General features: G+C 72.8%; 8 protein-coding genes. 5 read left to right on the forward strand and 3 right to left on the reverse strand.

Features of this window, described 5'->3' with window-relative positions; genetic code table 11:
• Window positions 1-162 precede the first annotated feature (162 nt).
• The gene (gene aspS, locus ACZ6EJ_RS24215) at window positions 163-1,956 is read left to right on the forward strand and encodes an aspartate--tRNA ligase (RefSeq protein ID WP_469269931.1); all 1,794 of its coding nucleotides are present in this window, start codon (window positions 163-165) and stop codon (window positions 1,954-1,956) included.
• Window positions 1,957-2,181: 225 nt separating this feature from the next.
• Window positions 2,182-2,964, forward strand: coding sequence for a hypothetical protein (locus ACZ6EJ_RS24220; protein ID WP_469269932.1), 783 nt, complete (start codon window positions 2,182-2,184; stop codon window positions 2,962-2,964).
• A 94-nt stretch (window positions 2,965-3,058) separates the two neighbouring features.
• Here the strand turns inward: ACZ6EJ_RS24220 and metG are convergent, their stop codons facing one another.
• Entirely contained in the window at window positions 3,059-4,672 is a 1,614-nt protein-coding gene (gene metG / locus ACZ6EJ_RS24225) for a methionine--tRNA ligase (RefSeq protein WP_469269933.1), read from the reverse strand.
• A gap of 179 nt (window positions 4,673-4,851) precedes the next feature.
• A complete protein-coding gene (locus ACZ6EJ_RS24230; protein ID WP_469269935.1) occupies window positions 4,852-6,741 on the reverse strand; it encodes a VWA domain-containing protein in 1,890 nt (629 codons plus the stop codon).
• A gap of 305 nt (window positions 6,742-7,046) precedes the next feature.
• On the opposite strand from ACZ6EJ_RS24230, the gene ACZ6EJ_RS24235 reads away from it, so the two are divergent.
• Together ACZ6EJ_RS24235 and ACZ6EJ_RS24240 are read left to right on the forward strand one after the other, a co-directional pair.
• Entirely contained in the window at window positions 7,047-9,116 is a 2,070-nt protein-coding gene (locus ACZ6EJ_RS24235) for a PhoX family protein (RefSeq protein WP_469269936.1), read from the forward strand.
• A 130-nt stretch (window positions 9,117-9,246) separates the two neighbouring features.
• Entirely contained in the window at window positions 9,247-9,648 is a 402-nt protein-coding gene (locus ACZ6EJ_RS24240; RefSeq protein ID WP_469269937.1) for an RNA-binding S4 domain-containing protein, read from the forward strand.
• Between the two features lie 211 nt (window positions 9,649-9,859).
• On the opposite strand, the gene ACZ6EJ_RS24245 is transcribed toward ACZ6EJ_RS24240, so the two are convergent.
• Window positions 9,860-10,780, reverse strand: a complete 921-nt coding sequence (locus ACZ6EJ_RS24245; protein ID WP_469269938.1) for a hypothetical protein — start codon at window positions 10,778-10,780, stop codon at window positions 9,860-9,862.
• A 131-nt stretch (window positions 10,781-10,911) separates the two neighbouring features.
• Between ACZ6EJ_RS24245 and ACZ6EJ_RS24250 the strand changes: the two genes are divergently transcribed.
• Window positions 10,912-11,319, forward strand: a complete 408-nt coding sequence (locus tag ACZ6EJ_RS24250) for a hypothetical protein (RefSeq protein ID WP_469269939.1) — start codon at window positions 10,912-10,914, stop codon at window positions 11,317-11,319.
• Window positions 11,320-11,442: the final 123 nt, after the last annotated feature.

Genomic DNA, 11,442 nt, shown 5'->3' on the forward strand with positions numbered 1-11,442 from the left:
CCCGGCCCGGCGAGGGCCGGACGGAGCCCGTCACCGACCCGGCGGAGCGGCGGGGGCCGCCGGCCGGGTGCGCACGGCGCAGGGAAATGAAGCGGCCCGGCCCCGGACGGTAGCCTGGGGTGGCTCGATCCACCCCCAACCGCGAAGACTGGATGAACGACGATGCATCGGTACAGGTCCCACACCTGCGGCGAGCTCCGCGCCTCTGACGTCGGCACCGACGTCCGGCTGAGCGGCTGGCTGCACAATCGCCGAGACCTGGGCGGCATCCTCTTCATCGATCTGCGCGACCACTACGGCCTGGTGCAGCTCGTCGCCCGCCCCGGCACCCCCGGCAACGACGCCCTGGCCAAGCTGACCAAGGAGACCGTCGTCCGCGTCGACGGCAAGGTCTCCGCGCGCGGCGCCGACAACGTCAACCCGGAGCTGCCGACCGGCGAGATCGAGATCGAGGTCACCGAGGTCGAGGTGCTCGGCGAGGCCGGCCCGCTGCCCTTCACGATCAACACCGAGGACGGCGTCAACGAGGAGCGCCGCCTGGAGTACCGCTTCCTCGACCTGCGCCGCGAGCGGATGCACCGCAACATCATGCTGCGCTCGGCCGTGATCGCCTCCATCCGCTCCAAGATGGTGGCCCTCGGCTTCAACGAGATGGCGACCCCCATCCTCACCGCGACCTCGCCCGAGGGCGCCCGCGACTTCGTCGTCCCGTCCCGGCTGAACCCCGGCAAGTTCTACGCGCTGCCGCAGGCCCCGCAGCAGTTCAAGCAACTGCTGATGATCTCGGGCTTCGACCGCTACTTCCAGATCGCGCCCTGCTTCCGCGACGAGGACGCCCGCGCGGACCGCTCGCCCGGCGAGTTCTACCAGCTCGACGTCGAGATGTCCTTCGTCGAGCAGGAGGACGTCTTCCAGCCCATCGAGAAGCTGATGACGGAGCTGTTCACCGAGTTCGGCAACGGCCGCGAGGTCACGTCGCCGTTCCCGCGCATCCCGTTCCGCGAGTCGATGCTGAAGTACGGCAACGACAAGCCGGACCTCCGCGCCAAGCTGGAGCTGGTCGACATCTCGGACGTCTTCGCCGACTCCGGGTTCAAGGCCTTCGCCGGCAAGCACGTGCGCGCGCTGCCCGTCCCGGACACGGCGGGCCAGTCCCGCAAGTTCTTCGACGGCCTCGGCGAGTACGCCGTCGAGCACGGCGCCAAGGGCCTGGCCTGGGTGCGCGTGGGCGAGGACGGCACGCTGGCCGGGCCGATCGCCAAGTTCCTCACCGAGGCCGACGTCAAGACGCTCACCGAGCGCCTGTCGCTGGTCCCCGGCCACGCCGTCTTCTTCGGCGCGGGCGAGTTCGACGAGGTCTCCAAGATCATGTCGGCCGTCCGGGTCGAGGCGGCCAAGCGCGCCGGCCACTTCGAGGAGGGCGTCTTCCGGTTCTGCTGGATCGTCGACTTCCCGATGTACGAGAAGGACGAGGAGACCGGGAAGATCGACTTCTCGCACAACCCGTTCTCGATGCCCCAGGGCGGCCTCGCCGACCTGGAGGAGAAGGACCCGCTCGACATCCTCGCCTGGCAGTACGACATCGTCTGCAACGGCATCGAGCTGTCCTCGGGCGCGATCCGCAACCACGAGCCGGAACTGATGCTCAAGGCCTTCGAGATCGCCGGCTACGACCGCGAGACCGTCGAGCAGGAGTTCGCCGGCATGTTGCGCGCGTTCCGCCTCGGCGCCCCGCCGCACGGCGGCATCGCTCCGGGCGTCGACCGCATCGTGATGCTGCTCGCCGACGAGCCCAACATCCGCGAGACGATCGCCTTCCCGCTCAACGGCAATGCCCAGGACCTGATGATGGGCGCTCCCACCGAGCTGGACGAGACGCGCCTGCGCGAGCTGAACATCCAGTTGCGCAAGCCGGTCGCCGCCAAGGGCGCGTCGGAGAAGCCCGCCGCCTCGTAGCCTCCACCGCTCCGCCGCGTGGATGTTTCACGTGAAACAGCCCCCGATCACCCGATCGGGGGCTGTTGTGTCGCGGGGGCCGGAAACCTCCCCGACGGCCGGGCGACGCGGTACAGCCGGATGGCCCCGGTTCGGGTTCGGCCGGGCCGGGACCGGCAAGGACTGGCAGCGACACCCCTGCCGGACCCCGCCGCGCCGTCCGCTGCCACCGAGGAGCCCCCCACCGTGTCCGTCCCGCGCCGCCCGCCCGCTCTGCTCACCGCACCGCTTCTCGTCCTGGCTCTGCTGCTCACCGGCTGCGCCTTCGGCTCCTCCCCCGCCACCGCGCCCGCCGCGCCGAGGAAGGGCGCCGCGGGCCCGGAGTCCGACGCGGCCCCCGCGGACCGGACCTCGCGCGGCGCGGAGGCGGGACCGGCGGGGATTCCGGGGCTGGGGCCGCGCACCCGAGCGCGCATCCCCGACGAGGCCCGGCAGGCGTTGGTCGTGACCGGGGAGGCCGCCGACTCCCACCGGTCCAGCGCGGTCCTGTACAGCCGCGCGGGCGCCGGGAAGGGCTGGCGGCCGGCGGCGGGGCCGTGGAAGGCGCACAACGGCATGGCGGGCTGGACCGACCACCACATGGCCGGCGACCTGAAGTCCCCGAGGGGCGTCTACACGCTCACCGACGCGGGCGGCCGGCTCCCCGATCCGGGGTCCCTGCTCCCGTACGACGAGCACCCCCGGTTCGCGGTGGACGGCGAGGGGTTCTTCGGGGAGCCCCTGGAAGGCTCCTTCGACTACGTCGTCGCGATCAACTACAACCGCACGGCGGGCGTCAGCCCCCTGGACCGCACCCGCCCCCTCGGCCTGGAGCGGGGCGGCGGCATCTGGGTGCACGTGGACCACGGGGGCCCGACCCAGGGATGCGTCTCCATCCCGGAGGAGCGGATGAGGGAACTCCTGCGCACGTTGGACCCGGCGTTGAAGCCGGTGATCGTGATGGGCGACGCGGAGACGCTGAGCCGCTGAGCGGCGGCCGTCGCCGGGCCCCGTACGGCAGGAGTCCGGGACCGCGTGCGGCGGTCCCGGACTCCTGGGCGTCACGGGCGGTGGCGTACGGGGGTCACGCCGGCTTCTCCTCCAGGCGCGGGAAGAGCACCGCGCCCTTGGTCACCGTCGCCCCGGCGGGCAGCACGCCCCAGGCGCCGGCGTCCTGGACCCGCTGCTCGGCCAGCGCGCCCAGCGACTCCTCGGCGCCCAACGACTCCCACAGCTTCTGCGAGGTGTCCGGCATCACCGGGTTGAGCAGGACCGCGACCCCGCGCAGCGCCTCGGCGGCCGTGTACAGGACGGTGGCGAGGCGGGCCTGCCCCTCGGGGCTGGTGTCCTTGGCCACCTTCCACGGCTCCTGCTCCGTGATGTAGCCGTTGACCTGCTTCACGAAGTCGAACACCGCGAGGATGCCGGCCTGGAAGTCCAGCTCCTCGCCGATCTTCCGGTCGGCGGTCGCCACGGCCTTCGCCAGGCCCTCCCGCACGGCCCGCTCCGCGTCTCCGGCGGCGGTGGCCTCCGGCAGCGCCCCGCCGAAGTACTTGCCGACCATGGCGGCGACGCGCGAGGCGAGGTTGCCGTAGTCGTTGGCCAGCTCGGAGGTGTAGCGGGCGGTGAAGTCCTCCCAGGAGAACGACCCGTCGCTGCCGTACGCGATGGCCCGCAGGAAGTACCAGCGGTAGGCGTCCACACCGAAGTGCGAGGTCAGGTCCTGCGGCTTGATGCCGGTCAGGTTGGACTTGGACATCTTCTCGCCGCCGACCATCAGCCAGCCGTTGGCGACGACCTTGCCGGGGAGCGGCAGGCCCTGCGCCATCAGCATCGCGGGCCAGATCACCGAGTGGAAGCGGAGGATGTCCTTGCCGATCAGGTGCACGTTCGCCGGGAAGGTGCCGTCGAACTTCTCCTGGTTGGCGCCGTAGCCCACGGCCGTCGCGTAGTTGAGCAGCGCGTCGATCCACACGTAGATGACGTGCTGGTCGTCCCACGGGACCGGGACGCCCCAGTCGAAGGTGGAGCGCGAGATCGACAGGTCCTGGAGGCCCTGCTCGACGAAGTTGACGACCTCGTTGCGGGCCGACTCGGGCTGGATGAAGTCCGGGTTCGCCGCGTAGAACTCCAGCAGCTTCGGACCGTAGGCGCTGAGCTTGAAGAAGTAGTTCTCCTCCTTGAGGAGCTCCACCGGCTTCTTGTGCACCGGGCAGAGCTTCTGCCCGGCGGTCGCGCCCTCGCCGTCGATCAGGTCGCCGGGGAGCTTGTACTCCTCGCAGCCTACGCAGTACGGGCCTTCGTACCCGCCCTTGTAGATCTCGCCCTTGTCGTACAGGTCCTGCACGAACTCCTGCACACGGTCGGTGTGCCGCTTCTCCGTCGTCCGGATGAAGTCGTCGTTCGCGATGTTCAGGTGCTCCCAGAGGGGCTTCCACGCCTCCTCGACGAGCTTGTCGCACCAGGCCTGCGGGGTGACGTCGTTCGCCTCGGCCGTGCGCATGATCTTCTGACCGTGCTCGTCCGTGCCGGTGAGGTACCACACCTTCTCGCCGCGCTGGCGGTGCCAGCGCGTGAGCACGTCGCCTGCGACGGTCGTGTAGGCGTGGCCCAGGTGAGGAGCGTCGTTGACGTAGTAGATGGGGGTCGAGACGTAGTACGCCGTCGCCCCCTGCTTCTCGATTCCAGTGGCCGCCATGGCCGAAATCCTAACGGCCCCGGAAAGCTCCCTCCGCCTCGATACGCGGGCCCGCGGTGTGCGGCGGCCGCGTCGATCAGGAGGTGAGGGCCCCGGTCTCCTCGCCGGGGCGTGCGGTCACGGCGGCGCCGGGCCCCGGAGGGCGGCGGCCTCGCCGCGACCGCACGGCCGGCGGTCGATCAGCCCTCGGAGCCGGTCCCGCGTGCGGCGGTCCAGGCCGGCAGCCCGGCCAGGACCTCCCGGTAGAGCTCGGCGTCCGGGATGTCGCGCGGGGTCGGGCCCGCGTGGAAGAAGCCGGCGTTCGGGGCGTCCAGCTTCCGCAGGAAGTCGAAGCCCTTCGCGTCCCGCTCGCCGAAGGCGACGAACTGGAAGAACAGCGGCAGCCGCGCCGCGTCCGCGAGCGCCTGCCGGGCGGCCTGCCGGGCGTCCGGAGGGCCGTCCGTCTGGAACACGACGAGCGCCGGACCGGAGGCCCTCGACCGCTCGTAGTCCCCGACGACCTCCGCGATCGCCTGTTCGTAGTGGGTACGGCCCAGGCGGCCCAGTCCGGCGTGCAGCTCGTCGACGCGGCTCTCGTGGCCGTCCAGTTCGAGCGTCCCGGTGCCGTCGATCTCGGTCGAGAAGAAGACGACGGGCACGGTGGCGTTCTCGTCCAGGTGCGCGGCGAGCGCGAGCGTGCGGTCGCCCAGGTGCTGGGCGCTGCCGTCCTTGTAGAACGGCCGCATGGAACCGGAGCGGTCGAGCACCAGGTAGACGCGGGCGCGGAATCCGGTCAGCCCGTGCGCCTTGAGCGCCGCCTGCGCCGCCTTGTACGGGGCGGCGAGCCGGGGGGCCCGCGAGGTGACCCGCGCGAGGGAGACGGCGGGCTTGGCGTTGGCGGGGGCGGCGGCGGGTGCTGCGGCGGCGGGGGCTGCCGCGGGCTCGGCGTCCGCTGCGGGCTCGGGGGTGTCGGTGGGCTGGGCGGGCTCGGGGGCTGCGGCGCGCTCGGGAGCCTCGGAGGGAGCAGGGGCTTCGGCGGGCTCGGCCTCCGCAGAGGGCTCGGCGGCTACGGCGGGCTCGGGAGCCTCGGAGGGAGCGGGGGCTTCGGCGGGCTCGGCGGCTTCGGTGGCCTGTGCGGGCTTCTCCGCAGGGGCTTCCTGGGCCTTGGGCTCCTCCGCAGCAGGTTCCGGCGCCTGGGTCTCCTGCGCCGGGGTCTCCTCCGCCGAGGTCTCCTCCGCCTGGGGTTCCTGTGCCTCGGACTCCCGCGCCGTGGTTTCCTCCCCCTCGGCTTCTTCTGCCTGCGGGGGCGAGGTGGCCTCGGGGGTCTCCGTATCGGCCGGGGTCTCGTCGGTCGCGGGAGCGTCCGCGGCGACCGGCTCCGGCTCCGGCTGCGGCTGCGACTCCGGGTCGGCGGCGGGGGCTGCTGCTGGGGCGGCCTTTGCTTCGGGCGCCGCCGCGGCCTCGGGAGCGGCCTCGGAGGCGGCTTCCGGCTTCGGGGCGGTGGGCTCGGCGGCCTCGTCGAGGTCGAAGTCGATCGTGATCGCCGCAAGCTCCTCGGGCGCGACCGGGACCGCCTCCGGGGCGGTCTCCCCGGCCGTGACCGGCTCGGTCTCCGGCTTCTCGGCCGTGACCGGCTCCGCCTCGGGCCGGTCGGCGGGTTCCTCCGCCTTCGGGGCCTCGGCGGCGGGGGCGGGCTCCGGCTCCGGGGCGTCCTCGGGGGCCGAGCCCTGCGCGGGGACGGTCGGCTTGGGCTTCGACGGGACGGCCGCCTTGTCGAAGGCCGCCGCCACCAGGTCGGCGGCCTTCGTGTTGTCACGCTCCGTGGAGTCGGCGTCGGCAGCGGAGGCGGAGCCGGTGGACGACGTGTCCGAGGAGGACGCCGGGGAAGAAGACTCCGGGGAGGAGGAGGCGCGCGAGGCCGGGGCCGGAATCGACGCCTTCGGCTCCGCTGCGGGCTCGGCGGCCGAAGTGCCCTCCGGGTCCCCCTGGTTGAGCTGGGTGCGCTCGGCCTGGGGCGGGACGGTGGCCGTGGTCGGCGCGTCCTGCTCCGTGCGGCCGAACACCTTGCGCAGCAAGCTCCGAATGCCCATGGGCGAGGCCTTTCGCATGAGTTGGGTGCGGGGAATGTCCGACCTGGGCGAATTCATCCCTGACCAGGACGGATACGTAAGGTTAGCGGCCGGTTCCGGCCGTTCGCCGGTGCGGCCCGCCCCGGCGTCGACCGAACCGTGCCCGAAGCCGTGGTGGGACCGGGTCCGCACGCCGGATCGCGGCCGCGCCCGAGGCCGGAGGGCAGCGGTGTCCCGGACTTCACCCTCTGTTCACCGGCAGTCAGTCGGACCGCGTGGAGCTCCACCTACCGTCACGCACGACACACAGACGGAGGGAAATCCACGTGCGCAATCTGCTGCCGCTCATCAGCTCACATCCGGGCGGGCGTTCCGCGCTGACCTGTCGCTTCCGCTGCGGGGACGCTTGTTTCAAGGAGACCCCCAACACCAGCGACAACGCCTACGCCGGTGACATCATCGCCGGTGTCCTGTCGCGCCGCTCGATGATGCGCGCCGCCGCCGTGGTCACCGTCGCCACCGCCGCCGGGACTGCCGCCCTGGCCGGGCCGAACGCGCCGCAGGCCGAGGCCGCCGCGCTCGCCGGCAACGGGTACAAGCCGGGGAAGCCGGACAACCTGACCCCGTACGGTGCGCGGGGCCTGCGGTTCTCGCCGGTCGCGCCGAACACGGACGACAAGGTGACCATCCCCAACGGATACGGCCAGAACGTCGTGATCCGGTGGGGCGAACCGATTCTGCGCGGGGCCCCCGCCTTCGACCCGGACAAGCAGTCCGCGAAGGCGCAGGCAGGGCAGTTCGGTTACAACAACGACTTCCTCTCGCTGCTGCCGCTGCGCGGCGAGCACGGCCGCCAGGTCCTGGTGGCCAACCACGAGTACACGGACGAGATCCTCATGTTCCGTGGCTACGACCCGGCCAACCCGACGCGCGAGCAGGTCGAGATCGCCTGGGCGGCGCACGGACTCTCCGTGGTCGTCGTCCAGGAGGAGCACCGCACCGGCAAGCTCGGCCCGGTCAACCGCCACCCGCTGAACCGCCGCCTCACCGCGACCAGCGCGTTCCAGGTCACCGGCCCGGCGGCGGGCAGCCCGCTGCTGCGGACGTCCGCCGACCCCACCGGCCGCAAGGTGCTCGGCACCCTCAACAACTGCGCGGGCGGCACCACGCCGTGGGGCACGACGCTGCACGGCGAGGAGAACTTCAACCAGTACTTCGCCAACGGCTCCACCGACATGCACAAGCGGTACGGGATCGGCTCGGGCGCCACGGAGCGCAAGTGGGAGCGGTTCGACGACCGGTTCGACCTGTCGAAGGAGCCCAACGAGGCCAACCGCTTCGGCTGGGTCGTGGAACTCGACCCGTACGACCCCGACTCGACCCCGCGCAAGCGGACCGCGCTGGGCCGTTTCAAGCACGAGGCGGCGGAGCCCCGGCTGACGTCCGACGGGCGTCCGGTCGTCTACATGGGCGACGACGAGAAGTTCGACTACCTCTACAAGTTCGTCTCCAGCAAGCAGATGAAGAAGGGGAACTCGCGGGCCGCCCGCGAGCACAACCTGACGCTGCTGGACGAGGGCACCCTGTACGTCGCCAAGCTCACCGGGGACTCGCCGACCACCGAGATCGACGGCACCGGGAAGCTGCCCCTGGACGGGGAGTTCGACGGCAGCGGCGTCTGGATCCCGCTGGCCACCGGCACCACCTCGCACGTTCCCGGCATGACCGCCGACGAGGTGTACGTCTACACGCGGCTCGCCGGTGACAAGGTCGGCGCGACCAAGATGGACCGCCCCGAGGACGTCGAGCCCTCGCCGCGCACCGGCCGGGTCTACGTGGCGCTCACCAACAACACGGACCGCGGCAAGGCGGGCAAGGCCGGTGCGGACGAGGCGAACCCGCGCAACAACAACAAGCACGGCCAGGTCCTGGAGCTGGCGGAGAACTGGGACGACCCGACGAGCGACGGGTTCGCCTGGCGGCTGTTCCTCGTCGCGGGCGACCCCGAGGACCCGTCGACGTACTTCGCGGGCTTCCCCAAGGAGAACGTCAGCCCCATCTCCTGCCCGGACAACCTGGCGTTCGACGCCCACGGCAACCTGTGGATCTCCACGGACGGCAACAAGCTGGGCTCGCACGACGGACTCTTCGGTGTGGCGACGCAGGGTGACCGGCGTGGCGAGCTGAAGCAGTTCCTGACGGTCCCGACCGGTGCGGAGACCTGTGGCCCGGTCATCCAGGACCGCCGCGTCCTGGTCGCCGTGCAGCATCCGGGCGAGCTCGACGGGGCGTCGGTGGAGAAGCCGGCGAGCACCTGGCCCGACGGACCGGGCAAGATCGTCCGCCCCTCCGTCGTCGCGGTCTGGCGCAAGGACGGGCGCGACATCGGCGTCTGATCCCACCCGGCTGTCGCGGTGCCGGCGCCCCTGCTCTTCGGGGACGCCGGCACCGTCCGTCGTCCGGCCGCCCTCACGCGGGGGAGTCCTCCGGGGCGCCGCCCACGCGCCACCCTCTAGAGTCGGACCCATGGTTTCCGGTGACGCGCCGCAGGCGGAGGGAAGCGTCCGGGTCGACGTGTGGATCTGGTCGGTCCGGCTCACGAAGACCCGTGCGCAGGCGGCGGCCGCGTGCCGGGCAGGACACGTGAAGGTCGGCGGCGAGCGGGCCAAGCCCGCCCAGGCCGTGCGCGTGGGCGACGAAGTGCGGCTGCGGCACGCGGGGCGGGACCGGGTGGTCGTCATCTCGAAGATCGTGAAGAAGCGCGTCGGCCCCCCGGTGGCCGTGGAGTGCTTCGTCGACAACAGCCCGCCCCCGCCGCCCCGCGAGGTCGCGCTCCAGGTCCCCGTACGGGATCGGGGCGCGGGCCGCCCCACGAAGCGCGACCGTCGTGAGATGGAGCGCCTCCAGGGCCGCCTGCCCGAGCACTGAGGGCGCCGACCGTGGGGGGGGGGGGGGGGGGGGGGGGGGGGAAAGAGGGGGGGGGGAGGGGGGGGGGGGAGGGGGGGGGGGGGGGGGTGGTGGGGGGTGCTCCCTCTCCTTTACTGGGTCTTGTCTCCCCCCCCCCCACCCCCCCCCCCCCTCCCCCCCCCCCCCCCCCCCCCCCCCCCCCCCCCCCCCCCCCCCCCCCCCCCGGCGCCGGTCAGCTCTGATCCCGTCCCGCCTCGCCCGCGGGGCGGGATGTCGCGTTCGCGGGGCCGCCGCCGGTGGTGCCGCGCCGCTGGAGAACGCGGGCCGCCACCGCTCCCACGAGCAGGATCGCCCCGATCGCGAGGACGGTCCAGACCGTGGTCCGCAGCGAGGCGGTCAGGGCGTCGACGACGGCGGCCGCGGCGTTCCGGTCGCTGTCCGGCACCTCGTCCAGCACCCGGCCCCGCCCGGTCGCCACCAGGACGTACAGCACGATCGCCCCGAGCACGAAGCCGGCGCCGATGGTCCCCGTGGCCCACAAACCGGCCCGCACCCCGCGCCGTACCGTCGCGATGCCCACCACCAGGACGAGGAGCACCAGGGTGGCGACGGCGGGCCAGATGCTGCAGTAGCGCAGCCACCGGAACGAACGCCTGAAGTCGTCGGCCTGGTCGGGGCCGAGCACCGTGATCTCCGTCCGCTGGACCGGGATCTGGTCCGCGAACGGTACGCCGTCGCGCACCAGGTCCTGTTTGACCTGGTCGATCACGGGCGCCAGGTCGATCGTCACGGGGCGGCCGCCCTCGCCGTCCAGGGCGGCGCTCACCGCTTCGTGGGCGGTGTGGTTGGCGGTGGACCAGGCGTTGCGGAAGGCCTCGTCGGCGGTGAACGACCGCACGGTCCGGTGCAGGAAGTCTCGTGCGGTGTCCTGGAGGGGACCGAGGTCGATCCGCCGCATCGCCTCGTCCGTGACCACGTCCGCGACGGTCGTCCGCACCGCCGGATCGGAGGAGAGCGGGGAGACGGCGGCGACGTACCGGTCGGTGTCGTCGATCTCCAGGTCGACCCAGGCGGCGAGCGCGCTCAACGGCACCAGGACAGCGAGCGCGACGAGCAGGACTGCCGAGAGAGCTGCTGTCAGAGAGGTCCGCACCCCTCCAGGGAAGCCTGTGCGGAGCCCGCCTGCTCCGGGCCGTACGCCATTCGAGTTGCCGGGCGACGCGGGCGGGTGTGCTCTGGAGGGACGAGGCGTGCGACGGGGGGCGACGGAAGGAGCTGTCCGCGATGGCCACACACGCATCCATGCCCGGCCGCAGGGACTCCCGTGCTCGGACCGGGACCCGCGACCACGCGGCGCTCGGCTGGGCGCTCCCGCTGGTGCTCGGCGTGATCTACGGCTTCTACGCGGCGTTCATCCGCCGCGACGGCGGCCCCAGCACCGGCGGGCAGGTCGTGCTCGGCCTCGTCTCCGGGGCGGTGCTGGCGGCCCTCTGCTTCGCGCTGGGCCGGATGCGGCGGTCCCTCCCGCGTGAGCTGCGGGCCGTCGCGTACGGCGCGCTGACCGCGAGTGCGATCGGGTTCCTGGTGAGCCTCACGGACAGCAGCGTGCTGCGGTCGACCGTGCTGGGGCTGGTGGTCGGGGCGGGCGTCTTCTGCGCCGTGTTCTACGCGCTCCACACCCGCGAGGAATGAACGGCGGGACTCGGGAGCCCCTCCGACCGGCCGGGGGGGGGGGGGGGGGGGGGGGGGGGGGGGGGGGGGGGGGGGGGGGGGGGGGGGGGGGGGGGGGGGGGGGGGGGGGGGGGGGGGGGGGGG

It is taken from the genome of Streptomyces sp. NPDC041970 (assembly GCF_055588985.1).

What these genes read in the sequence shown, in the direction of transcription:
- metG (WP_469269933.1), bottom strand. Translation starts at nt 4,672, where the DNA reads ATGGCGGCCACTGGAATCGAGAAGCAGGGGGCGACGGCGTACTACGTC.
- aspS (WP_469269931.1), top strand. Translation starts at nt 163, where the DNA reads ATGCATCGGTACAGGTCCCACACCTGCGGCGAGCTCCGCGCCTCTGAC.
- ACZ6EJ_RS24250 (WP_469269939.1), top strand. Translation starts at nt 10,912, where the DNA reads ATGGCCACACACGCATCCATGCCCGGCCGCAGGGACTCCCGTGCTCGG.
- ACZ6EJ_RS24230 (WP_469269935.1), bottom strand. Translation starts at nt 6,741, where the DNA reads ATGGGCATTCGGAGCTTGCTGCGCAAGGTGTTCGGCCGCACGGAGCAG.
- ACZ6EJ_RS24240 (WP_469269937.1), top strand. Translation starts at nt 9,247, where the DNA reads ATGGTTTCCGGTGACGCGCCGCAGGCGGAGGGAAGCGTCCGGGTCGAC.